11 protein-coding genes are annotated in these 25,169 nt (G+C 62.6%); 5 read left to right on the top strand and 6 right to left on the bottom strand.

Features of this window, described 5'->3' with window-relative positions:
- Positions 1 to 14: 14 nt before the first annotated feature.
- The 3 genes from BV071_RS09385 to BV071_RS09375 are packed head-to-tail and all read left to right on the top strand — an operon-like array spanning position 15 to position 2,976.
- Positions 15 to 947 (top strand): fatty acid desaturase, encoded by a 933-nt coding sequence (locus BV071_RS09385; RefSeq protein ID WP_265594262.1) that lies wholly within the window; start codon positions 15 to 17, stop codon positions 945 to 947.
- A complete protein-coding gene (locus BV071_RS09380) occupies positions 944 to 2,032 on the top strand; it encodes a DUF3419 family protein (protein ID WP_052573102.1) in 1,089 nt (362 codons plus the stop codon). Before BV071_RS09385 ends, BV071_RS09380 begins: the two co-directional genes overlap by 4 nt.
- Positions 2,029 to 2,976 carry a hypothetical protein gene (locus BV071_RS09375; RefSeq protein WP_265594261.1) on the top strand — a complete coding sequence of 316 codons (948 nt, stop codon included), beginning with the start codon at positions 2,029 to 2,031 and terminating at the stop codon, positions 2,974 to 2,976. The genes BV071_RS09380 and BV071_RS09375 overlap by 4 nt, the downstream gene beginning before the upstream one ends.
- Before the next feature lie 18 nt (positions 2,977 to 2,994).
- Here BV071_RS09375 and BV071_RS09370 read toward each other — a convergent pair whose 3' ends face one another.
- Together BV071_RS09370 and BV071_RS09365 are read right to left on the bottom strand one after the other, a co-directional pair.
- Entirely contained in the window at positions 2,995 to 3,861 is an 867-nt protein-coding gene (locus BV071_RS09370) for a PEP-CTERM sorting domain-containing protein (protein ID WP_265594260.1), read from the bottom strand.
- 96 nt (positions 3,862 to 3,957) lie between these two features.
- Positions 3,958 to 5,547, bottom strand: a complete 1,590-nt coding sequence (locus BV071_RS09365; protein WP_035605479.1) for a beta-N-acetylhexosaminidase — start codon at positions 5,545 to 5,547, stop codon at positions 3,958 to 3,960.
- 258 nt (positions 5,548 to 5,805) lie between these two features.
- Here BV071_RS09365 and BV071_RS09360 point away from each other — a divergent pair, with 258 nt between their 5' ends.
- Positions 5,806 to 6,969 (top strand): glycosidase, encoded by a 1,164-nt coding sequence (locus tag BV071_RS09360; protein ID WP_052573101.1) that lies wholly within the window; start codon positions 5,806 to 5,808, stop codon positions 6,967 to 6,969.
- Here BV071_RS09360 and BV071_RS09355 read toward each other — a convergent pair.
- Positions 6,966 to 8,429, bottom strand: a complete 1,464-nt coding sequence (locus BV071_RS09355) for a glycoside hydrolase family 130 protein (RefSeq protein ID WP_265594259.1) — start codon at positions 8,427 to 8,429, stop codon at positions 6,966 to 6,968. The two genes, BV071_RS09360 and BV071_RS09355, sit on opposite strands and share 4 nt — an antisense overlap.
- The gene (locus BV071_RS09350; protein ID WP_265594258.1) at positions 8,426 to 10,585 is read right to left on the bottom strand and encodes a glycosyltransferase family 4 protein; all 2,160 of its coding nucleotides are present in this window, start codon (positions 10,583 to 10,585) and stop codon (positions 8,426 to 8,428) included. The genes BV071_RS09355 and BV071_RS09350 overlap by 4 nt, the downstream gene beginning before the upstream one ends.
- Before the next feature lie 654 nt (positions 10,586 to 11,239).
- On the opposite strand from BV071_RS09350, the gene BV071_RS09340 reads away from it, so the two are divergent.
- Positions 11,240 to 12,004, top strand: a complete 765-nt coding sequence (locus BV071_RS09340) for a CAP domain-containing protein (protein WP_265594257.1) — start codon at positions 11,240 to 11,242, stop codon at positions 12,002 to 12,004.
- A gap of 13 nt (positions 12,005 to 12,017) precedes the next feature.
- Here BV071_RS09340 and BV071_RS09335 read toward each other — a convergent pair whose 3' ends face one another.
- Both BV071_RS09335 and BV071_RS09330 read right to left on the bottom strand, forming a co-directional pair.
- Positions 12,018 to 16,061 (bottom strand): non-ribosomal peptide synthetase, encoded by a 4,044-nt coding sequence (locus BV071_RS09335; protein ID WP_052573100.1) that lies wholly within the window; start codon positions 16,059 to 16,061, stop codon positions 12,018 to 12,020.
- A gap of 32 nt (positions 16,062 to 16,093) precedes the next feature.
- Positions 16,094 to 25,162: a hybrid non-ribosomal peptide synthetase/type I polyketide synthase gene (locus tag BV071_RS09330; RefSeq protein WP_052573099.1), complete on the bottom strand. Its 9,069-nt coding sequence runs from the start codon at positions 25,160 to 25,162 to the stop codon at positions 16,094 to 16,096.
- Positions 25,163 to 25,169: the final 7 nt, after the last annotated feature.

Genomic DNA, 25,169 nt, shown 5'->3' with positions numbered 1-25,169 from the left:
AAGACCCTATGGAATTGACCGATAGACCCAAGCTGCCTGCCGGACTTGCGCGGGAATTCCATGCGCGCGGCGAGTGGCGGCATTGGGCGAGGCTGGCCTGCTTCGTCGTGCTCTATGCCGGCACGGCTGGCGTTGCGGTGATGGGCGCGGCGCAGGTTATCGTGTGGTGGCAGTGGTTGCTCCTGATTCCGGTCTACGTCCTGGCGGCGGCTTCTTTGCATGGGATCAGCCTTTTCACGCATGAGGCGGTACATGGGACGCTTTCGAAGAACCGGATCTTGAATGATGTGTTGGGCGCGGCTTGTGCGATTCCGGTGCTGCAGAATTGCTCCGCTTATCGCGTTCTCCACTTGCGCCACCACAGCCACCTCGGGGAAGAGGGTGATCCCGACCACTACGCCAACTACACGCGCTGGACCTGGATGGTTTTCACCATGAACTGGCTCCGGCTGCTGGTAGGCTATCCGGTTTATATCGTCGCGATCCCGATTCTCGGCTTCAAGCACGGCGATGCCAAGGCGCGTGCTGGTATCCTGGCTGAGGTGGCGGTGACTGCGCTGCTGATCACGGCCTTATGTCATTCGCCGATTCCCGGAATCTGGCTGATCCACGCGTGGCTGATCCCGATGCTATTCATCAATACGATGGTGAATATCCGCGGGATGAGCCAGCACACGCTGCTCGAGCACTCGGATGACGAGATCCGTGGCACGCGCAGCATCCTGACTTCGCCGGTGGTGCGCTTTTTCATGTGCAACGAGAACTATCACCTGGAGCACCACCTCTACCCGGGGGTTCCTTGGCACCAGCTCCCGAAAGTGCATGAAGCCTTGGGAGGCGAGTTGCGCGAGCGGGGTGCTCCGTACATTCCATCGTATAGTTCGTTCGTGAAGGAGTTCGTTCTTGGCAGCCTCAAGCGCAGTCCGCTTGGCTGGAGGCAGCGATGAGTTCGATGCCGGAATTGCCGTCTGCCGATGCCTGGGCCGTGGATGCCGCGGCCTGGCCGCTGGCGTTTGCTCAGGTGCGAGAGGATCCGCGTCTGGACATGGAGCTGGCGCGCCATTTGCCGGCGGGCGAGCGGATTGTGATGATTGCTTCCGGCGGCGATACTGCTGCCAGCTTGGGACGGTTGCCGCTGCAGATTCATTTGGTGGACGTGAATCCGACGCAGCTTGCGCTGGGCCGGCTGAAATGGCGGCTGGCTTCCGATGTTCCGAGCGAGCATGCCGCGGCTTTGCTCGGACACCTGCCAATGAATCTTTTCGAGCGCGCCCATGGGCTCGGGGAACTGAAGGAAGAGCTCGGCTTGGAGGATGATATCTTTGGTCCAGCGGAGCGGGTGGCGGCGATCGGGCCTGATCAATGCGGGCGCTATGAGCAGATCTTCGCTCGACTCCGGACGCAGCTGCTGCCGTGGCAAGCTTCGCTCGCGGAGATGCTGGCTTGCCCGCTGCCTTTGCCGGGCTTTGGCGAATCGGGATTGGCGCGGGCTCTGGATGCGGCGTTCGCTGAAGTGATGTCGCTCCAGAATCTGGTCCGGCTTTTCGGCGCGGAGGCGACCCGCAATCCGCAGCGGCCCTTCGCCGAGCATTTCGCGTCGCGGACGCGCGAGATCATTTGTCGCGTGGCGCCGTGCACGAATCCCTTTCTCCAGCAGATCCTTTGCGGGGGCTTCCATCCGGGCTTTCGCTACGATTGGCTGCAAGCCCCGCATGCGATGAATGCGCAGGCGGAGTGGCATCACGGCAAGATGAGAGACTTGCTGGAAGCGATGCCGGCGGAGAGCGCAGGGCTGGTGCACCTCTCGAACATCCTTGATTGGCTTTCGCCCGAGGATGGCCAAGCGACCTTGCTGGCTGCACGGCGGGTGCTGAAGCCGCGCGGGAAAGTGATCATCCGCCAGTTGAATTCTTCGCTCGATATCCCGGCCTTGGATACTGGATTAGACTGGAATGCCGCGCTGGGCCAGGCGATGGAGCGGCGTGACCGCAGCTATTTTTATCCGCTGATTCACGTCGGCAGCCGGCCATGAATTTGCATCGTTTCCGCACGCGGATTCCGGAGAGCATGGGCGGGGCCCTTGCTGCTTTTGAGAGAGAGTTCAGCTATCCGCTCGGCAGCTCCGGGTACTTCTATATTTCCCATGGCGAGGACTACTTGCCTTTCTTCCAAGCAATGGGGGAAGCGGAGCTGGTTTTGCTAGAGGAAGCCGGTATCGTTCGAGGGGGGCTGGCTCGGGTCGTGCGCTCGCTTGAATTGCGGGGCGAAGCGGGCATGGTGCAGATGGCACACTACCTTTGTGATCTCAAACTGAGCGCGGCTGCCCGCAGCTCGTTGGCCTTGCCGAGGCTGATCCGCGAGACGAAGCGCACGATTGAAGGCAGCGACTCGCATCGCTGCTACTGCGTGGTGATGGAGGGCACGGGCAAGTTGCCGACGGACTACACCGGCCGGCTTGGAGTGCCACGCTTTCAACGCTTGGCGGAGATCACGATTCTGAGGATCGGAGCGAGTGAATGCGAGGGGAGCGTGGTTGAGATCGCGCCGGACGAATTCGCGGGATTGCGCTCAAGTATCGCGCAGCGCGGCTATTCGGCTTGCCGCTCAAGGCCCGAGTTGCGCTCACTGATGGAGCCCGTGCATCTCACGACGAGGGATGGTGATGCCTGCGGGATTCTGGAAGACACGCGCCGGGGCAAGCGGCTCTTCCTGGAAAATGGATCGGAGATGCTTTCGGCGCATCTTTCGTGTTTCGCCTATGCCAATGCAGTGGCGGGAGCTCGCTTGCTAAGGGGGGCTGCCGCGTTGGCGACGAAGAACGGGATGCCGGCTCTGTTTGTGGCAGTGCCGCAGAGAATGAGCGGTGCGCTGTTGCAGGAACTGGAAGATGTTCCCGTGACCCTTGCCCCTGCGGCGATCTATGGGCACGCCTTGCAAGCGGGAGCCGATTGGTGGATCGACACCGCGGAGATCTGAAGTCTTTGCGGAAATGCCTCAGCGTCTCCGCCGCAGTACCAATCCCAGCATCGCTATCGCAGCCAGCATCGGTGCGGAGGGCTCCGGCACGCTTACGAGCGGTCCGAAGCCGCTGGTGTTGCCACCGATGAGGTTGAGGTTTCCATCCCAAGCTTGGAAGACTCCGCTCTGGGCGGAAGGCAGCCCGAAGAAGGTCGTCGCGAATTGATCGAAACGGATCGATTGGGTATTCTGGTAGTAGAGAATCATGCCGCCCTCGGGGCCGGTTTCGGACAGTCCGAGGCCGCCGGAGTTAAAGCGCCATTCATCGCCTTCCTGATGGGCGCTGATGTTGCTGCCATTGGCGAGCTGGTAGCCGACAAGGCCATCGTCGCCAAAGGCTCGGATCGACTCGTGCTGGAGGGGCTCGCCATCGTGGTCATAGACTAGGAAGCGCACGCCGGGAAGCGTGAGCGGATTGGTGAAATTGCTGCCCCCCTCGTAGAAGGACATGGTCCAAGCCACGCCGCCACTCGGCTGCAGCAGGTTGCCATCGTGGCGGTAGTAGACGCCCAAGTCGTCGGAGTTGTTGACCGAATTGTAGTCCGGGATCCAGCCCACCCATTGATAGGTGCTGGTCGGACGGAAGCTGGAACTCTCGCCATCAGTCAAGCCGATCACACTGACGCGGACGTCGACAGAGCTGCCATTGTAGTTGCCGGCGCCGGCGAAATCCAAGTTCAGCCCGGAGGTGTAGTAGGGGCCGAGGGTCGAGTTGTTCGGATACATTTCCAGCGCGGGCTGGACGTTGTTCGAGAAACTCAAATCGACATAAGTCTGTGCGCAGGCTGCTCCGGAGAGGAGGGCACAGAGCAGCACGGACCGTAGAAAGGGGAGACGGAACATGGGGGTGGGGTGAGGAAACAGCAGGGGCCGTCTAGCAGCTTTCCCTGGTCTGCTCCATTAGAAAAACGTGTGTTTTATTACGCATTTCTTAGGCTATCAATCCGGTCGGTCCGGATACTCCGGTTTTGCGCCCAGATCGCCCACTTCCGGGCTTTTTGCAAAGGGATCGTACGCTTGAATCCCATGTGACTTGAGCCAGGCGAGTTCCGTGGGCAGACGGGTCTCGAAGCTCGCGTAATCTTTCCGCTCTTCCTTGGTCCAACCCGTCTCGGCCAGCGCCACCAAGCGGGGCCAAGTCATGAAGTCGCGCCGTGCCTGGGTGAGGCAGGTCTCCGTCCACAGGCAGGCCTCGACGCCGCGCACCAGTTTTTCGTCCCCCGTCGAGAGCTTCAGGTCGGCAGGGAAACGATAGGTGTCCGCCAAGGTATTGAAGCCACCCCAGCGCCGGCCTGTCTTGTGCGAGTCATCCTGCACGAAATCGAAGTAGCAGGGGCGCCGCGGGCAAAGCACCACGGGATAGCCTTCCGCCAGTGCCTGCTCCAGCACCTGGGGTTTGTCGTGCCGCCACCAGAAGACGAGGGTCTTGTCCTTCGGCAGGCCGCGGGAAGCGATCTCGTCCCAGCCGCCGGCGCTGAAGCCAAGGCCATTCACGGTCTTCGCCATGCGCTTGCTAAACCAAGTCTCCACCGCGGCCAGATCTTTGAGCTTCTCACGCTCCATCAACTCCTTCACTTCGGGGAGCTCGGTCCACTGCTTCCAGCCGAAGTGGACTTCATCGCCCCCCATGTGGATCACCCCTGCATCGGGGAAGAGGGTGGCGACTTCCTTGAGGATATTGTCGAGGAACTCCAGGGTCTCTTTCTTCGCCGGGTTGAAGGTGAAGTGCGGCCACTTCTCCTTGCTGTTCGGCTGAAGGTAGCCGCCGCCATCGTGCTGCGGATAGGCAGCGATCGCGGCATCGGCATGACCGGGCATATCGATCTCCGGGATGATGGTCACGTTGCGCTGCTTGGCATAGGCCACGATCGCGCGGATCTGCTCCTGGGTGTAGTAGCCCACCGGCGCCTTGGCCGAGCGGTCGGACTCATTGCCGCGGCCGCCGATAGTCGTGAGCTTCGGGTAGCGCTTGATCTCGATCCGCCAGCCCGCGGAATCCGTTAGATGCCAGTGCAGGCGGTTGAGCTTGTAGCGCGCCATTGCGTCGATCAGGCGCTTCACCGCGAGCTCGCCGCTGAAGTGGCGGCTTTCGTCGAGCATAAAGCCGCGCCACGCGAAGCGCGGTTGGTCGGCTAGGAGCGAGCAGGGGAAATGGACGGTGTTGCCATCGCGCGGCGCCGAGCGCATGAGCTGCAGGAGCGTTTGTAGGCCGTAGAAGTGACCGGCGGGACTCGGCGCGTTGATCTCGATCTTATCCTTGCCGATCTTCAGGACATAGCCTTCCGCACTGCTGATCGCGATATTGCCCACGGGGAGGAAGCGGATCTTGCCCGCGGGGTCCGCCTTGATGGTCTGTCCCGCCGCTTCCGAGAGCAACTCCAGGAACAGCGGGTCCGGGGCGCCTGATGCCGCCGCTCCCTCGAGCGAGAAATCCACCGCTTGCTCCCGCATCGTCAGTGGCAGCGGGATCACGGGGACTTCCGCCTGCATGGGAAGGCAGAGGAGCAGGCTCAACAGGAATGGACGCATGGGTAGATCGTAAGAAAGAGTGGTTAAAGCGGTCACGAAAAATCCCCAAAGGTGAGCCAGATGACCAGTGGGCAAAAGTGCCCATGAAGGCAGCCCTCGACCCTATCCCTTGAACCCCGGAGCGTTGAGCATTCGGGGCTGAAGATGCGGGATGAATCTGATCCAGCCCGTGCCATGGTATTGATCCCGCGGCAAGCGGCCCGTGGCGACCGGATCCAAGTACCAGCCCGGCGGTCACTGCAACCCACCTGAAACCTCATGAGCTTCCAACGCGACCGGATCGTTCTCGCTCCACCTGATGTCGACTTGGAGCGCTCGCCGCTACGCTCGGGAATCCTAGGGGAGACCTTTGTGCTGGGTGTCTTCAATCCCGCTCTCACCCGCTTGCCGGACGGCAGGCTGCTGCTGATGGTGCGGATCGCGGAAGCCCTGAAAGAGGCGGTGCGCGGCGACCGCATTCACGCGATCCGCTGGAGCCCGCGCGAGGGCTTTGTGGTGGATGCGCACGAGCTTTCGACGGTGGATGCGACGGATCCCCGCAAGTTCCGCCTGCTGGCCCACGCCTCGAAGGTGATGGCGCTGACTTCGCTGTCCTGGTTGCTACCGGTCATCCTCGATCCGGATGGGGGCGAGGTGCTGGAGATTCTCTACGACAAGGCAATCATCCCCGCAGCCAGCTATCAGGAGTATGGCGTGGAGGATGCCCGCATCTCGCGGGTCAACGATAGCTACTACATGACCACCTGCTCGGTCAGCGCGGAGCGCCACTCCACGACACTCTACACCTCGCAGGATGGCCTGAACTATGAGCTGCAGGGCATCATCCTGGACCATCAAAACAAGGACATGCTGATCTTTGAGGGGCGACCCGGCGGCAAGTTCCATGCGCTGACCCGGCCCTTGGGCGATCTCTACTTCGCCTACCCGCCGGACAGTGAGTTCGAGGCTGGTCCGTCGATCAATCTGGCCTCCTCTCCGGATGCACTGCACTGGAAGCCTGCGGATACTCCATTGATCCGGCCGCGGCGAGGCACTTCTTCAGCGATGCGGATCGGGGGTGGTGCTCCACCGCTCCTAACAGAGGCGGGCTGGCTGATGCTTTACCACGGCGTGCAGCCTGGCAGCGTGGTCGGTACCTACCGGACCTTTCATGCCTTCCTTGATGCGGAGGATCCGCGGATGGTGGTGGCTATCCAGGATGAGGTGCCGGTGCTCGAGCCGCGGCCCGAGCTGGTGGAGCCCTGGGCCGAGCTGAGCTACCTGACGGGTGTGGTCTTCACCACCGGCATCGCCGATGCGGGCGAGCATTTCATCGTCGCGTCCGGCGAGGATGACCTCGCCTGCCGCATCACGCACATCCCCAAGTCCTACTTCGGGTTGCCTGAATCAGGATGCCCCGGGAGCCGCGTTTCATCAAGCTAGACCCCCGCCTTTAATTCCACTAGCAGCTCATCCAGCGACACGGAGACCACCGCGGAGGCCTTGTCGCTCATCGCATAGGGCAGCACCAGGGTGCGCCCATGGATCAGCCCTCCACAGCTGTACACCACATTCGGCACATAGCCCTCCCGCTCGTTACCCTCGGGCGAGAGCAGCGGCTGCCGCAAGCGTCCAATCACCCGCGTGGGATCTTCCAAATCGAGCAGTGCGGCACCGATGCAGTACTTCCTCATCGGACCCACGCCATGGGTTAGCACCAGCCAGCCCTCCTCCGTTTCCATCGGCGAGCCGCAATTGCCGATCTTCACGCACTCCCACATTTCCGCCGGCCGCAGGAGCACCTGCGGGTCATTCCAGTGGTGTGGATCATTCGCGAACATGATGAGAAGGTTCTCGTCATCCTGGCGCGAGAGCATCACGTAGCTGCCCTGGACCCGCCGCGGGAAGAGCGCCATGCCCTTGTTTTGCACGGCGCTGCCATTGAGCGTAAGCACGCGGAAGCTCAGGAAATCCTCGGTCTCGATCATCTGCGGGAGGATCGCCTTGCCGTTGTAGGCGGTATAGGTGGCCCGATAGATGACCGAACCGTCTTCCTCCACGAAGCGAACGAAGCGTGCATCCTCGATGCCGTTGCTCTCGTTGGGAGAAACCGGAAAGATGATGCGCTCGCTCACCGCCAGCTTTTCCGGGAAACGCAGCTCGTAGTTTGAATCCGCGAGCCATAGCGCGCACTCCAGGGTGCGCAGCAGATCGCGGGATGGATTGCGCGATTGCTGGCGCACGGCGCGCATTGACTTGCGCAGGTCGCTGCGGGTGAAGTGCTCTTCCAAGGGTTCGAGCAAGCCGGTGGTCCAACCGTTCTCAAAACCCATCTCGTGGAGCTTGGTCTCGAAGCTCTCCTTTTCGTAGGAGGGATTCGGCATGATTTCCGGCACGGTGGTGAAGCGTGACACCGGATCGAGGTGAATGCCGCCATCGGCGAGAATCTGGCCGCTGCGGAATTCGATCGAGGAGATATGGCCTTCGCCGGTGGCGCGCAGGCTCATGATGAAGCGCAGCGCGCCCTCGGAGAGATTGTCCTGACTGGGGTGGGGGACGATCGAGGGATTGAACAGCGCCGCCGACTCCAGGGCATATTCCCCGGAGAACAGCGCTCCGATCAGAAGGCGCCGCGAAACGGAAAGATTGCGCTGCGTGAAGACATGAGCCGAGACCTTGTTGAAGTGCTGTAGCAGCAGACCATCGATGTCGAAGTGGCGGTCATGGAATTCGCTCTTCACGCCCGCCAGTTCGGTCTCCACCTCATCCTCCGACAACGCGAGGGCCCGTCCAATGACCGTGGTGATCCGCTGCGTGTCCCCCGGGATGAAGGGGCGAATGATCACCCGGTTACTCTCGGGGTGGAGGTTCAGGTCGTGGCGGCGGAGTCGAATCCTGGTCATGCGATCTGCTTCACGGTTTGCGTATTGGCGACAATCGCCTCTCGTAACTCGGTCAGCGAGAGCGCGAACGCAAGAGAAGATTCCGCGCCTTGATTCGCATTCACGCGATCCGGCTCCAGCCCGTCGCAGCAGCCGCCGGTCTCTGAATCATGGAGTGGCAACCCGACGTCATTCCGCCCGAGGAACCAATCGAAGGCGCGCTCCGCCTCGCGCAGCCAGCGAGGATCGCCCTCGGTCCGCCATGCAGCGAGGCATGCGGACACGGTCGCCTGTGCTTCCAGCGGCTGCTGGTCGAAATCGGCCCGTTCGCCGCCCCGAGTGTAGAAGCCATTGCTGCCGATCGGCCGGAAGTGACCCATGCCCGCGGTCTGCACCCGCAGGAGCCACTTCAGCGATTCGATGCCGACCTCCAGCGCGCGGCTCTCTGGAAGACAGCTTCCGCTCGCGATCAGGGCCTGCGGGAGACGCGCGTTGTCGTAGGCCAGCGAGATCTCAAACCAGCGCCAATCGCCCGTGGCGCTGTGGTCCCAGCATTCCAGTAACCGATCCACCAGCAGCAAGCGCACGCGATGCGCCTGCAGGTCCCCGGGATAGGCCTTCAGATACTCATGAAGCCCGAGCAAGGTGAAGGCCCACGCCCGTGGCGAGGTGAAGTCTTCCACTGCCCGCAAGCCGCCTTGGAAGAGCTTCAGGCAGAGTAGCCGCCAGCCGTCGCGGCGGGCGCTCGCGGCACCGGTTCCGAGAGCCCATAGCGCGCGTCCATGGCTGTCCTCGCTGCCAGCCTCCTCCAGCCACTCGCGTCCATGGCTCATGAAGTTCCGGAAGCGGCCCTTCGCTTCATTGAAGGACGCTGCCAGGAAGGCGAGGTAGGTGCTGGCCATTCGCGGCAGTGCGGGGAAGCGGCCTTCCGTCTCCAACATCAGCGCAAGGAGGAAGGCGCGCGCGTTGTCATCCGTGCAGTAGCCCTCGCGGTAGTTTGGCACGTCGAAGATCGCGTGCTGGAAGATGCCGGTGCCATCGGTCAGGCGCTCCAGGTGATCGAGCTTGAGGCGCGGCAGCTTGCTCCTGAGGGGGAATGAAACACCGGATCGCTGAACTTGGCCGGCGCTCTCCGCCACCGCACGGCTGAAGCTGCGCGCGTAGAGGTCGCCCACCCGCGTCCAGACCATCTCGCGTCCCTGCTGGAAGGCGGTGCGGCGGAGGCTGTCCATCTTCTCGGGTGCATCAAGCAGGCCCGTGGCCGCCGCGGCAATCGCGCTGGAATCGCGCGCGGGCACGAGCAAGCCGCCGCCCCTCGCCAGCAACTCCTGGGCATGCCAGTAGGGTGTAGAGATCACCGCCTTTCCCGCACCGAAGGCGTAGGCCAGCGTGCCCGAGGTGATCTGTGCCTCATTCGGATAGGGCGTGAGGTAGATGTCGGCAGCGGCGATGAAGCGCTTCAGTTCCTCCATTTCGACAAAGCGGTTTTCAAATCGGAGCTGCGCGCTGACGCCGAGATCATCCGCCAGTTGCTGCAGGCTTTCGCGGTAACGCTCGCCTTCATGCGCGAGCAGATTGGGATGTGTGGCTCCAAGCACCACATAGAGGATATCCGGGTGGCGTGCGGCGATCTCCGGCAGCGAACGGATCGCGTACTCGATGCCCTTGCCCGGGCCGAGCAGGCCGAAGGTCAGCAAGACCTTGCGCGCGGCGAGGCCTAGCTCTTGCTTGGTGGAATCGCTCTCCGACCATGCGAAATCGGGAATGCCATGGGGGATCACATCGATCTTGCGGGAATCGACCTCATACACGTCGCGCAGGATTTCGGCGCCCTTCTCCGCCATCACCACCAGGCGCGTGCTGAGCTTGACCAATTCTTCCATCACCTTGCGTTGTGCGATGTCAGGCCCACGCAATACGCTGTGGAGAGTGGTCACCACCGGCATCCTCACTTCGCGCAACAGCGGCATCAGGTAGCTGCCTGCCGGCCCTCCATAGATCCCAAACTCGTGCTGCACGCAGAGCAGGTCCACTCCGGACTGATTGAGGTGAGCAGCCGCGCGCCGGTAGGCCGTGGTATCGTCGCCACGAATGGCCAGCGTGACTTGCTCGGGATAGGCGTCGTGTTCCCCCATTGCGATCACGATTCGCTCTGCCGACGGAAGGGCTCGGCTCACCGCGCAATTGAGGTCGTCGGTGAAAGTAGCGATGCCGCAGCGGCGGGGGATATAAGTGCCCAGGAAGGCGATCCTGCGAAGAGTGGGAACCCTGAAAACCCTCGCTTCCCGGTTCTCGCGGCTACTGATGCTGTTATTCACAGCGGGGGCGGTCAAATCCATGCATCGTCCCTAGCGGGTGGCGTGCCTGAGATAGGTCCTCCGACATGTCTTGAGCCCCAATGGAGATAAACGATCGTTTCCCGGGCGAACGCTGCAAAATCCCCCTTCGACGGTTGCAATTTGCAAACGTCGGCAGTCCTGCAAAGGTGCAGGTCCAATTTCCTAGCCCTTCTTGCCTTTGCCTCCTTGCTGACCTTTATCCTCCGGAAAATCCAAGGGGTTTATGCGACTCTCGTCGTGATTCTCATCGCGGCTGGGATCGTCGGGTGCCAACTCCTTCCTGGGTTTTTTGCTGCGTTTCGGGTCCATGCTCATGACTTCATTCGGGTTGTTCTTGGAGCTTGTTCCGCAGAGCCGGTGCCAACCGCGGTGGCGCATTTGCTATCCTTTGCACCACGCACGGACTACCAACTCGCAATGCAGCTGTCGGGGTGCGGGCCCCTGCCTTGCACTTGGGAAATATGAATTATCTTAGGTAGTTCACCTAATCCCATGAAAACACATGTTTATTTGTCGAAGGGGTTGGCGTTTGCCCTGGCGTCGATCATCAGCATGGTGGTGGAATCTGGAGCCCAGCAGGTATTCCAACCAAATGCAAAAGAGGCGGAGCTCTACCGGCTGATTCGCGATGATGCGCTGCAGCAGCGCGTCCAGGTCGTGCTGGATCCGCGTCTTTGTCTGGCTGCACGCAAACATGCCCAGGACACGCAGGCACGGAAGTTCTTCGACCACCGCAATCCGAGTGGTGTCTGGTCGAATCAGCGGGTACTCAATGAAGGCTATCCGCTGCCTTCGAATTATCCTCCCGACAACAACACCGTGGAGAGCATGGCGGGTGTGCCCAGCGAAAGCGCCGCCGAGGCGCTGGCCTTGTGGAAGAGCGACGTCCCGCATTCCAATCATGTATTTGGCCAAATCGCTTTCTACCGTGGCCAAGTCGTCTTCGGAGTCGGCCAAGCGCCGAAGTCTGGCCTGGCCTATGCGACCTATGTCTTCATCTCAGCGCCGCTGCCGGTCGGCGAGCAGGGTGCGATGACCGCAGCGATCGCCGCGCAACTCTCGGTGCGGCCGGACGCGAGTGGCACTCTGATTCTGAGCAATCCGCAGCCAAAGGCCATCGTCGAGGTCTATCGCTCGTCTTTGCTCAGCGGCTGGAACTTGGAGCGCACGGTGGTGCTGGATTCCGGCGGTCATGCCAGCCTCGGGCTGAAGCTCGGAGCGCGTGAGTTTTATCGCTTTGGTTACTACCAGCCGTGAGGCACCCGCCTCTTCAACCCAACTTTGCCGCCAGGGCAGCAGCCAGCGCAGACACATTCTCGGAATTGAAGAGGGTGAGGTGGCCTCCGGGCACTGGCACGATTTCCAGTCCGCCGCCGGCATACTCGCGCCAACCGTAGTCTTCCGGCCACTGGACCTTGTCGCTCAAGCTTATCGCCTTGAAGAGGGTCAGCTTGCCGTGGAAGCGTCGCGGTTTGTAGGCCTGCATGGCGCGCCAGTTCTCCTCGCGCACTTGCACGCGGCGCAGGTCGCTGTGCGCCTCCGCCGGACCGCTGCCGAAGGCTTCGGCCAGCTCGGCCTTCACGCGGCGGTTGGTCGCGATGCCCTCGGCGATCCGTTCGCGCAGGCGCTCGAGACGCGCGGGCAAGGGCAAGTCGTGCTGCTGCTGCCAGAAGGCATTGAAGCGGCCGGTCAGCGTGTAACGCTTGGCGGGAGCGACCGGATTGTGGGTGTCGAAGAGTCCGACGAATTCTACCTGATGTCCGCGCTCCTGGAGGATACAGGCCATCTCGTGCGCGACCACGCCGCCGAAGGAATAGCCCGCGAGGCGATAGGGACCGCCGGGCTGCACCTTCAGAAGCATTTGCACATAAGCCGCTGCGGTCTCTTCGACCGACCCTGGATGGATGGGCCCGCTATTGCTGAGGTTCAGGGACTCGATCGCGTGCAGCGGGTAGGACTTTGGCATCTTCTCCGCCAGATCGCGGTAGAAGAGCACCCCTCCATCACCGCCATGCAGGCAGAAAAGAGGAGTGCCACTGCCCTCCGGGGAGAGCGTGACCAAGTGACCTTTGCCCTTGGAGGCCGCAGCCGGAGTTGCCGCGATGTCTTGGGGCGCGAGCAAGGCGGCGAGGCGAGCCACCGTGGGATGATTCAAGAGCGCAGCAAGCGGCAAGCTTTGGCCAAACTCGCGGTTCAGCCGCGAGAATAGGCGCAGCGCCATTAGCGAGTGGCCACCGAGCGCGAAGAAGTCATCATCGCGGCCGATTTCCGGAACTTGTAGTAGTTCGCTCCATAGTGCGGCGAGCTTTTGTTCGGTTTCGCCCTGCGGTGGGGAGAAGGGCTTGCTCTCGCTGGCCGCCGCCTGCGCGGGGTCCGGCAGCGCGGCGACGTCGATCTTGCCATTTGCGGTGACCGGGAACTGCTCCACCAGCGCCACGCCGTCCGGGCGGAGATAGGCAGGTAGGCGTGTGGCCAGCCATGCCGAGAGGGAGTTGGCATCCAGCAGGCTGCCCTGCTCGGTCATCACCCAAGCGAGGATCCGCTTCGTTTCCGAGCTGGCGCCGCGTACCGCTACCTTCGATTGGCGGACCTCGGGATGCGAGGCGAGCGCAGCCTCGATCTCGCCTAGTTCGATGCGGAAGCCGCGGACCTTTACCTGTTGGTCGCGCCGGCCGATGAATTCGATCGTGCCATCCGCCAGCCAGCGGCAGAGATCTCCGGTACGGTAGAGCCTGGAGCTTTGAGCGGAGAGCGAGGGGTTCGAAATGAAGCGCTCTGCTGTCAGGGCTGGATCGTTGTGATAGCCCAGCGCGAGGCCGTCGCCGCCGGTGAGCAGTTCCCCAGGGATGCCGGCGGGTAGTGTGCGGCCCTGTTCATCGACGATGTAGACTGTGGTATTCGCAATCGGGCGGCCAATCGGAATCGATGGCCGTTCGCAATCCTCCAGCGAGATCCGGTGGCATGCGGTGAAGGTGGTATTCTCGGTGGGCCCGTAGCCATTGATCAGCGTGGTGCCGGGCAGCATCTCCAGCGCGCGGCGCACGTGTGGCACAGAGAGGACGTCGCCGCCCGCGAGCAAGTAACGTAGGCCGCGCAGGGCCTCCGCGTGCTCTTCAATCATCACTTGGAACAAGCCCGCGGTGAGCCACAGGGTGGTCACGCCCTGCTCCCGCACGGCGCTCGCGATTTCTTGCAAGCCGGTCCCGCCGGAGGGGATCACCAGCTTGCCGCCATTCAGCAGCGGGCCCCAGATCTCCACTGTGGACGCATCGAAGGACAAGGGCGCGGCCTGCAGAAAGACGTCCTCCGGCGTGATCGAAATAAAGTCGCAACCGCGCACCAAGCGCAGCACCGCACGATGCGGCACCAATACGCCCTTCGGCGTGCCAGTCGAGCCGGAGGTGAAGAGCAGGTAGGCCGGATGCTCAGCTCCGAACAACGGCTCCGGCGTGGCGTTGAAGGGTGAGGCGTGACCCGCTTGAGGGATCTCGACCACCTTGCCGTGCCATCCTTCGAAGGTTCCACTGCAGCCGGGCGCCGCGAGTGCCAGCTTTGCGCTGCTCTCCTCTAACAGCAGCGTGAAGCGCTCCGCCGGATAGTCCGGATCCAGCGGCACATAGGCACCGCCAGCCAGCAGGATGCCTAGCAGGCCGGTGATCATCTCCGGTGATGGCTTGGCGCTGAGTGCCACCAATTCTCCAGCGCGCAGGCCAGCGCCTTCCAGTTTGGATGCGATGGCAGAGGCTTCCGTCAGCATCTGCCAGTAGGTGAAGGACCTCGATCCATACACCAGTGCGGTCCGCTCCGGATTCGCCTTCGCCGTTTCGATGAACAGTGCCGCGATATTGGAATCGCGTGGATACTCACTGGTGCTTCCCGCCCACTCGCCGAGGATCGTTTGCTTTTCCGCCGGCGTCAGGATTTCCAGCTGCGAGATCGGCTTGGCCGGATCCGCCGCGATGTTCTCCAGCAGCTGCCGGTAGTGGCCGAGCATCCGCTCCGCCGTGGCTCGGTCGAAGAGATCGCTGCTGTAGTCGCAGGTCACCCGCCAACCTTCGGCCCGCTCGACCATGAAGAAGTGCAGGTCGAAGATCGCGCCCGGTGAGCGCGAGGGGATCGGGATCAGCTCGACTCCGCCAAAGCGCCCGGCCTTCGCGAAAGAACGCTGGTGCGTGAAATTCACTTGGAACAGCGGATTGCGGCTCGGATCACGCTCCGGTTTGACCGCTCTCACCAGGCACTCGAAGGGCAATTCCTGGTTCTCCACCGCCTCCAGCGCGGTATCCCGCACTTGGCAGAGCAGCGACTCGAAAGGAGGGTCGCCAGAGAGATCGCTGCGCAGAATCAGCGAGTTGATGAAAACCCCGATCAGTGGCTCCAGCTCGGCACGCGTGCGACCTGTGATCGGCGAGCCGATCGCGATGTCCGTGCTGCCACTGTAGCGGTGGAGCAGGGTCTTGTACGCCGCGAGCAGTAGATGATAGAGCGTAGCCCCGTGACGCGAGGCGATCGCTTGCAGCCGCTGGGTCAGCTCCTTCGGCAGCAGGGCGGAGATCAGATCACCGCTCCAAGTCTTCACCGGAGGCCGCGGCCGGTCGGTTGGCAGGTCCAGCTCGGTCATCCCGGCCAGACGCTGCTTCCAATAGGCCAGTTGCTTGGCGATCTCCGGCCCGGCCAGGAACTCCTTCTGCCACACGCTGAAGTCGCCATACTGGATCGGCGGCGCATCGAGTGGGCAATCGCGGCCCTCGAAATAGGCCTGATAGATCGTCGCCAGCTCTTCAGTCAGCACCGTCATCGACGAGCCGTCGAAGAGCGCATGATGCACCGTGACATGCAAAATGTGCACCGTGGTCGAGAGCCGCACCAGCTCTGCCCGGAAGGCCGGACCGGTCGCTAGATGGAAGGGCCGCTGCGCCTCGATGCTGCCTAGGAGATCCGCCTCCGCCTGCCGCTCGTTCTCCGGGAGCGCCGTGAGATCGTGCAGCGGCAGCGTCAAGTTCGCATTTGGCCGCACGATCTGCAGCAGCTCGCCCTCATCTTCCTCGAAGTGCGTCCGCAGTGCCTCGTGGCGCTCGATGATTGTTCGCAGGCTCCGCTCTAGCAGGCCAAGCTCGAGCGGCCCTTCCAGACGGAACCGCATTGGGATATTGAATGCCGTGACCTCAGGCTGCAGCAGCTCGAGGTACCAGAAAACCTGCTGCGCGATCGACGCCGGGAAGGCAAGCAGCTCCTCACCATCCCCGGCAGGGGCAGCAGTCGCGTCTTGGGTCTGGGGCGCTTGGCTCATCGGGCTGGAGGAGAGGATGAACACGATTGGTGGAACTTGGGAATTCCGGATTCGCGTTAGGACTTCCGGCGGTAGGCATCGCGGTTTACCCGCTGGATCGTGCTTCCGGCCGCAGCCGGCTCCGGTGCTGCGGTTAGATCCGCGGCGATTGCCGCAATATTGCGGTGCCGGAAGACCTGCGCTGGGGTGAGCTTCAGTCCGGCACGGGTCGCCCTCGTGCTAATCTGGAAGATCAGGATCGAATCGCCACCGAGCTCGAAGATGTCATCCGTGGCGCCGATCTCCTTCAAGCCGAGCACCTGCTTCCAAATCTCGACGAGCTGGCGCTCGGTCTCGTTCTTCGGTTGGGCAATGTCGCGGGCGGAGGCTTCTTCACCCACACCCGGGGCAGGCAGGGCCTTGCGGTCTACCTTGCCATTGGGCGTAAGCGGGAAGTTCTCCAGCACCACGAATGCCGTCGGCACCATATAGTCCGGCAGTTTGCCCGTCAGGTGCAGCCGCAGCAGTGCGGGCAGCTCGCCGCCCGATGCGCTCGGTGCGTCTTGCCACGGCACATTCGCGAGCGGAGCCGGCGTCGATTGGATCGGCCACAGCGGCAACGCTCCGCTGCCCGCGGGAAGGAAGATCACGTCGATCAGGCCTGCCGTGCCATTGCCCCGCCAGCGGACATGTGCCCGGTAGCCGGTGGACTCCGCCACGGCGAAGAGCGCCTCCGCGGAAAGCGCATTGCCAGGAACGCCAGGGGCGAAGGGCAGTGGCCCATCTTCCGGTGAATGTTCCAGAGCCCGCAGGAAACCCAGTGGTGAATTCAAGCGCACATCCGGAATGCCCGCGATCGCCAGCTCATCCGGGCCTTCCGCCAAAATCGCTTCAAGCTGTTCCAAATTCAGTCGCTCCCATTGCCGCCACTTGGTCACCAGTTGCACCGCCGGTTTCTCGCCGATGTGGAGAATCACGTCGTAGTGATAAGTCGTCGTCTCATTCGCCATCCGGCCGCGGCGCAGTTGGATCTCCGCATGGGCAAGCCCAGGAACATCCACGCGATCGAACCACGCAGGATCGAGCGACAGCTCGGTCTCACGCGCCAATCTCTGTGCCACCTTTTCACGCAACTGTCGGCACGTGGTGCCATCAGGCGAGCGCTCGCGTAGAATCTCCGCATGGTGGGCCGCCAGCAGCGCATTGCTCTGGATGTCGCCCAGGAAAATACGCCCACCGGGTCTCAGGCACTTCGCCGCGCCCTGAAGCACCTTCGCGAGGTAGTTGGCATCGGGGAAATACTGCGCCACCGAGTTGATCACCACGGTATCGAAATACTGCGCGGGAATATCCGTGAACTCATCCGCCGGACGGTGGAAGAACTTCAGGTGAGGGTGCGGCCAATTCTTTCGCAGCGCCTCGATCGCCACCTCGGAAATGTCCGATGCCCAGTAGACCTCGGTCTCGCTCGCGAAGCGCGACAGGATTTGCCCCGTGCCACAACCGATCTCGTAAATACGGCGCGGACCATACTTCCGCAACCGCGCTGCCGTCGCATCGATCCACTCGCCGACCTGGGCGTCGATATCCGTCGCGCCGGCCCAACCAGCGATCACCGAATCCAGCCGATCCAGCCTGTCGCTGCCCGATTGGTCGATCGCGGATTTGTAGAGCAGATCCCACTGGTCGCGCCAGATCGCCGTGCCGTCGCTGCCGTTGCCACCATTGGCACCGGTCTTCACATAGGCAATGAGGCGGCCGTCATTTACATGCGCCACTGCCTGCGCCACCGCCGGGTGTTGCTCAAGGTGAGTTTCAATATCCCCCAGCTCGATCCGGAAGCCGCGCACCTTCACTTGGTGATCCATGCGGCCCAAGCATTCGATGCTGCCATCTGGCAACCAGCGCGCCAAGTCACCGGTGCGATACAGCCTCACACCCTGCAGCGTGATGAAGCGGTCCGCGGTCAGGTCCGGGCGGTCATGATAACCTTCCGCCAAGCCATCGCCGCCGATCAATAGTTCACCAGCGATACCCACCGGCTGCGGCAGCATCGCATTGTTCACGATATACACCTGCGTATTGTCGATCGGGCGACCGATCAATACCGGGCCTTCACCCGCGAAAACCTGCGCCGTGGTCGACCAAATCGTCGTCTCGGTCGGGCCATAGACATTCCAGATCTCGCCGCACAGGGGAGCCAGTCGGTTCACCAAATCGCGTGGCACCGCTTCTCCTCCGACCAGGGCTTTGAAGCCCGGCTTGCCGCTCCAGCCACCCTCTAGCAAGAGCCGCCAGGTCGCTGGCGTCGCCTGCAACACCGTGATATTCTTGCTCGAAATGGTCTCAGCAAGGCGGTTGCCGTCGATCGTGATCTCCCGTGTCGCGATCACCACTTCAGCACCCGTCGTCACCGGCAGGAAGATCTCCAGCCCCGCGATGTCGAAGGACAGTGTTGTCACCGCCAGCAACACATCATCCGGCCTCAGGCCCGGCTCACGGCGCATCGAGTTCAGGAAATTCACCACCGCACGGTGCGGGATCCGCACGCCCTTCGGTCGACCGGTCGAGCCGGAAGTGAAGATCACATAGGCGGTATCCTCGCTATCGACTTTCACCGAAGTAAACCCGGAAGCATCGCCCGGAATCTCATCCGCCAGCAACACGGTCGCCTGCGAGGCCGGTAGCTCGCGGTGCAGCGACGTCTGCGACAGGATCACCGGCATGTGCGCATCCTCCACCATGAAGGCCAGCCGCTCCGCTGGGAAACTCGGGTCCATCGGCACATAGGCCGCGCCGCACTTCAGGATCGCCAGCAGGCCCGCGACCATCTCGGTCGAGCGTTCGAGGTGAATGCCCACCAGGTGGCCGCGCTTTACGCCTGCGATTTGCAAGCGCGCCGCGATCGCATTCGCCCGGAGCTCCAGCTGGCCGTATGTCAGGGCCTGCGAGCCACAGCTCACGGCCGCCTTCTCCGGCACCCGCGCCGCGACATGCGAGATCAAGCAAGGGAGGGTAGCCGTGCGCGGATACTCCCGCTGCGTCGCATTCCACTCCACCAGAACCTGCTTGCTCTCGGTCGCCGCCAGGATCGGCAGCGATTGCAGCGCGGTATCGCCATCCGCGGTCACGCTCTCGATCAGTTGCTCGAAGCAGCCGAGCCAGCGGCGGATTGTCGCGGCATCATGCAGGTCGGTGTTATACTCGCACTCCACGATCATCCGCTCGTCGGTCTGCACGAGGTTGAAGAAGAGGTCGAAGTTGACGTGGCGCTTCGGATTCGTCGCCACATCGAAGCCCAGGCCATCGAAGCCGATCTGGTCACTGCCCGACTTGTCGATATTGAACATCACCGTCACCAACGGCAGGCGACTCGTATCGCGCGGCAAGGTCAGTTTCTTCAGCAGGCTGCCGAAGGTGTAGTCTTGGTGATCATAGGCTTCGAGCACCTGTTCCTTCACCTCTGCGGCGAAGGTCCGGAAGGAGCGTTCTGCAGCCGTATTCAGGCGCAGCGGCAGGAAGTTCAGGCAATGCCCCACCAGCTCATCGCGGCCCACGCGGGTCTGACCCGCCGCCGGCACGCCAATCACCAGATCGTCCTGGCCTGTAAGCCGATGCAATAGCGTGGCGAAGGTGCCAAGCAGGGTCGCAAACAAGGTTCCGCCCAGCTTCGGGGATGCCTTCTTGAGCCGTGCGTAGCCCTCCGCATCCAGCGTGATCGCTTCCATCGCACCGGCATAGGTCTTCAGTTGCGGGCGAGCCCGGTCAGTCGGCAGCTCCAGCACCGGGGCACCATTCGAGAACTTGGCCACCCAGAAATTTTCTGCGGCGCCACGCTCCTCGGAATCCTTGTTGGAAAGCTCGAGTCGCGCGTAATCCGCAAAGGACATCGCTGGCGGAAGCATCGGCAGTCGGCTCGCCTTGCGTGCATTGTAGGCCTGCGCCAGCTCCATCAGGATCATCCCGAAGGACCAGCCGTCGCACACCAGGTGATGTGCGGTGAAGAGCAGCTCGTGGCGATCCGCGGTCAGCTTCGCGAGTTGCAGGCGAAGCAGCGGCCCCTGCACCAAGTCGAAGGGCGTGCGGGCCTCATCCTCCTTGGTCTGCGCCCAGTTCATCTCGCGGACATCAGCCGTCAGCGCGGAGAAATCATGCGCCGTCACCGCCGCCTCGCGCGGTGCGGCGTGGAAAATTTGCTGCTGCCCATCCTCGCTGAAGGAGCTGCGCAGCGCCGGGTGGCGTGTCACGATGTCCGCCAGCGCAGTGCGCAGCGCACCCGCATCCAGCTCACCCTCGAAGCGGATCACGTTCGACTCGTTGTAGGAGCAGTTCGCGTCATCTCCCATCATCAGCGAGTGGAAAATCTCACGCTGCGCCTCGGTCGTCAGCGAGACGTCACGCCGCGGGAATACCGTCGGCGCTTCCACCACCGCACTGGAGCCGGGCAAGAAGCCTGCTGCCTGCATGTCGGCCACCGCTTCGGTGAAGCCGCGTATAATCCGGTCGAAATCTTCATCCGTGTGAGCCGTCGTGAAGTAGAGCGGACGGCCCTCCCACACGTGCACCCCGCGCTCGCGCAGGAAGTACCACAGCAGACTCGCATGCTTCAGCTCCGGCGCGTGTTCGATCACCGCGTAGGCACTGAAGTTCGGCAGGCGGATCGGAACCCCGATCGCTGCGAGATAGTCATTCAAGGTGCGGCACAGGCGATCCACCCGCTCCGTCACCTCGATCTGCAAACGTGGGCCTTCACCCTTCAGGTGCTCCACCACGCGCCAAGCCGCGGCCAGTGCCAGCGGATGCCTGACAAAAGTGCCCGCGAAGAAGGTCACGCCGACCTCCGGGAAACTATCATCACCGTAGTTCCAGGCCCCGCCATCAAGCGCATCCATGTACTCGCGCTTGCCGGCCAGGACGCCGATCGGCATGCCGCCGCCGATGACCTTGCCATAGGTCGCCAAGTCCGCATCAACGCCGAAGTATGCCTGCGCACCGCCCGGATGACAGCGGAAGCCGGTCACCACTTCATCAAAGATTAGGGCAGTGCCTGCGGCCTTCGTGATCGCGCGGACCTCCTGCATGAACTCGCGCGGCTGCAGGCCCGGCGCGCGGCTCTGCACCGGCTCGACCATCACTGCCGCCAGCTCATGCGCATGCGCCCGCAGGATCTCCAGCGAGGCCGGATCCGCGTAGTCCAGCACCAGCATGTTCTCCACCAGCGATTGCGGGATGCCCGGCGCGATCGGCTGAGCCTTGTAAACGCCATCCACCCAGGCACCGCGCACCAGCACTTCCTCGAACATGCCGTGGTAGTCGCCGGTGAAATACGCGATCCGCGTCCGTCCCGTGATCGTCCGGGAGAGCCGCATCGCCGCCATCACCGCTTCGGAGCCGGTGTTGCAAAAGGTCGCGCGATCCATGTTCGTCAGCTCGCAGATCGCCTTGGCGAGCTTGCCCGCGATCGGCGACTGCGGCCCGATTTCGATGCCGGTCTTGAGCTGCTTCTCGACTGCCTCGATCAACCAATCCGGCGAGTGGCCGAAGAAGTAGGTGCCGAAGCCCATCGTGATATCGACATACTCATTGCCGTCGAGGTCCCAGATCTTCGCGCCCTTCGAACGCGCGGAAACGATCGGATAGACCATCTCCTTCCACAGCGATTTGAAGCCCGCGACCGCGCGCGGGTCCGCATAGTGCTCGCGGTGTTCTGCAGTATAAGCCTTCGAGGAAGCAGTCTTGCGGACGTAGCGGCTGATCAGCTCGCTCAGGGCCTTGTCCTGCGTCTCGGTCAATCCACCGTTCTCGCCCTTGTCGATCGGCTTGAAGGGGCCAAAGCGGGTGTTGGTGACGGCATTGCGCGTGTGGCCCACGGGCCACTTCACCGCGGGAAGATTGCCGCTGGCAGCCGGAGCAACCGCAGCCGGTGTCGCGCCCCGCTGGGATTCCAACAGTGCCTGCATCAGTTGAATCTGATTCGCCATCAGTTGCTCGATGGTCGTGCCACCGTTCGCTGCGGGCGGAAGTAAGGCGGCTGTCGTAGGCGCAGCCACCACCCGAGCCGCCACTGCAACTGGCGCACTCACCACCTCCGCAGGCATCTCCTTGTCGAGGTGCACCGCAATGGCCGCCACCGACGAAAGCTCGCCCAACATCTGCCGGAAGGTGATCTTCACGCCGAATCGCGATTGGATCGCCTGCGCGGCTTGAGTCAGGAAAAGCGAATCGAAGCTAAGTTCAGTGAAGGTCGCGGCATCGTCCTCCACGGCCACGCCGGAGAGATCGAGGACAATCGCGCGCAGCTTTGCGGCAAGATCAGGACGGCGGTCAGCGGGGGCAGACATGACAGGGGGGCTTGGGGGAAGAGCAGAAACGGAAAGGGGGGACGGAACGGCAACACCCGCAGGCGCGGCCACCGGAGCTTCGACTTCAACGGATTTGTCGATCCAGAAGCTCTGGCGCTCGAAGGGGTAAGTCGGCAGGTGCACGCGTGCGCGCTCCTGTCCGGCGAAGAAGGCGGTCCAGTCCAGCGTCGTGCCAGCCTTCCAGAGTTCGCCGGCGGCATTCAGCAGATCCGCCAGGTCGTTCGCGGTGTTAGAAGCAGGCAGGGTGGAGATCACCGTGGCGCCACCCTTGTCCGGATGCTGCCGTGCAAATGGCCCGAGCGCCTGCCCTGGCCCGACTTCCAGCAAGACCAGGCCTTGCTCCGCATAGGCGGTTGCCAGCGCATCAGTGAAGCGCACCTCATGCCGCAGCTGCCGCGCCCAATAGGAGGCGTCGGCCAGCGTCGTCGCATTCATCGCCTTGCCCGTGCAAGTCGAGATCCAGGGAATCGTCGGCGCATTCGTCCTCACCTTCGCGGCCTCTGCCGTGAAGGGCGCCACCATCGGCTCCATCATCGCCGAGTGGAAGGCGTGTGAAGTCTTCAGCAGGCGGCTGACAATCTTCTTCTCCTCCAGCTCAGCTTGATAGGCCGCGATTGCCTCATGCGAGCCGGACACCGTGCAAAGCTTCGGCGAATTGATTGCCGCCAAGTAAATTCCTTCCGGCAGCGCCAGTTCATCCACGCCCTGCCGCACCGCCAGCATCGCTCCTGAAGGCAGCCCCTGCATCAGGCGTGCACGCACCGCCAGCAGACCCAGCGCATCCGGCAAAGAGAAAGTCCCAGCCAGCACCGCCGCGACATACTCGCCGACGCTATGTCCGATCAGAAGACAAGGCTGAACGCCCCAGGACATCCACAGCTTTGCAAGCGCATACTCCACCACGAAGATGCACGGCTGCGTCAGCCAAGTCTGGTGAATTCGCTGTTCCGCCTCATCGCGCGTGGCTTCCGAAGGATAAAGCGTCTCCCGGATATCCAATCCCAGATGCCCTTGCAGCAGCGAGGCGCATATATCCACCGCCTCGCGGAAGGCTGGCTCCGCAAGCAACTCACGGCCCATGTTCAAATACTGCGAACCCTGACCGGGAAACAGAAACGCAACCTTCGCCGCCTTCGGCGCAGCGCTCGACTTCGCGCCCTCCCGCAGCTTCGCAACCGCCTCTTCCACACTCCCTGCCACCACATGGCGGCGGAAGGGAAAGGCACGTCGGCCCATCGCCAGCGTATACGACACATCGGAAAGCCCTGTGGAGTGCGGTGGCACGACACCGCTTTGGCTTGGGGAAGACTCACTCTCCGCCGATCCGGTTCCGCCCACCGCAGCATCACCAACCCGGAGCGAAAGCGGTGTCATGCCACCGCACTCCATATGAGCCGCAAGGTTCGCGGACATCGCCTCAAGCGCCGTGGCCGTCTTGGCGGACAAAACAAACAACTCTTGCTTCCTCCCTCCACTCGTCGCCGTCACCTCCGGCGCCTCCTCCATCACTACATGCGCATTCGTTCCACCCACACCGAAGGCGCTGACGCCCGCAATCCGCGGCGTACCATTCTTCAACCACTCCTTCATCTCCGCCACCGGAGCCAGGGGGCTATTCGCAAAATCAATCCGCGGATTTGGCGCGGTGAAGTGCAGCAAAGCCGGGATCTTCCCAAACCGGAACTGCTGGATCGTCTTAATAAGACCAGTCACCCCCGCCGCCACATCCAGATGCCCGATGTGAGTCTTGCCCGTCCCGATCGCGCAATACCCATTTCCAACCGCACCACCATCGCGGAACGCCTTTGTCAGAGCCGCGATCTCAATCGGATCGCCGAGCGGTGTCCCTGTGCCATGCGCCTCAATATAGGAAACCTGCTGCGGGCTCACCCCCGCGGATGCCTGCGCCAAGGCAATCACCTCCGCTTGTGCGTTCAATCCCGGCGCGGCAAAGCCAATCTTGTCCGAGCCATCGTTGTTCACCGCCCAGCCCTTGATCACCGCCAGGATCGGATCGCGGTCCGCCACCGCTTCACTCAAGCGCTTCAGCAGGACCACGCCGCAGCCGTGCCCGAAGACAGTGCCATTTGCACCTTGATCAAAAGCCCGCACCGTGCCGTCGCCCGACACCATGCCTTCCTCGGTATAGAGATACTCACGCTGCTGCGGGAAGCTGATCGAAACCCCGCCCGCCAGTGCCATGTCGCACTGATACGTCAGCAATGAGGTGGCCGCCTGGCAGATCGCCACCAGCGAGGTCGAGCACGCCGTCTGGATCGTCATGCTCGGGCCGCGCAAGTTGAGCTTGTAGCTCACCCGCACCGGCAGGAAGTCCTTGTCATTGCCGAGCATCGTCTGGTACTCGGCCACCTGGTAGTTCTTCGCCAGCTCCTTGGCCTTGCCCAGATTGTGCAAGAGATAGGAGTTCAAGCTCAGACCTGCGTAAACGCCGATCATGCCCGCATAGGCATGCGGATCGTAGCCGCCATGCTCAATCGCTTCCCACGCGCACTCCAGGAATACCCGGTGCTGCGGGTCCATCAGCTCGGCCTCCTTCGGGTAGATCCCGAAGAAAGAAGCATCGAACATGTCCGGCTTGTCGAACATGCTACGGGCCCCCACATACTTGCTGCCATCGCTCTCCACGCGGCTCTCGAAGCGGGTGATGCTATCCTTGCCCGCGATCAGGTTCTGCCAGAATTCATCCGGATTCCCCGCACCGGGAAAACGCCCGGACATGCCGATCACCGCGATCGCTTCTGCTGGGGGGAGCTCTTCGTTCATCGGATAT

Origin of the sequence: Haloferula sp. BvORR071 (genome assembly GCF_000739615.1) — a bacterium.
Lineage (GTDB): Bacteria > Verrucomicrobiota > Verrucomicrobiia > Verrucomicrobiales > Akkermansiaceae > Haloferula.
Note: the sequence above shows the minus strand (reverse complement) of the source record. Positions and strands in the feature narration are given on the sequence as shown.

Excerpts from the sequence above, each read along its gene's own strand:
- BV071_RS09380 (WP_052573102.1), top strand. The coding sequence starts at position 944 with ATGAGTTCGATGCCGGAATTGCCGTCTGCCGATGCCTGGGCCGTGGAT.
- BV071_RS09375 (WP_265594261.1), top strand. The coding sequence starts at position 2,029 with ATGAATTTGCATCGTTTCCGCACGCGGATTCCGGAGAGCATGGGCGGG.
- BV071_RS09370 (WP_265594260.1), bottom strand. The coding sequence starts at position 3,861 with ATGTTCCGTCTCCCCTTTCTACGGTCCGTGCTGCTCTGTGCCCTCCTC.
- BV071_RS09365 (WP_035605479.1), bottom strand. The coding sequence starts at position 5,547 with ATGCGTCCATTCCTGTTGAGCCTGCTCCTCTGCCTTCCCATGCAGGCG.
- BV071_RS09360 (WP_052573101.1), top strand. The coding sequence starts at position 5,806 with ATGAGCTTCCAACGCGACCGGATCGTTCTCGCTCCACCTGATGTCGAC.
- BV071_RS09355 (WP_265594259.1), bottom strand. The coding sequence starts at position 8,429 with ATGACCAGGATTCGACTCCGCCGCCACGACCTGAACCTCCACCCCGAG.
- BV071_RS09340 (WP_265594257.1), top strand. The coding sequence starts at position 11,240 with ATGAAAACACATGTTTATTTGTCGAAGGGGTTGGCGTTTGCCCTGGCG.
- BV071_RS09330 (WP_052573099.1), bottom strand. The coding sequence starts at position 25,162 with ATGAACGAAGAGCTCCCCCCAGCAGAAGCGATCGCGGTGATCGGCATG.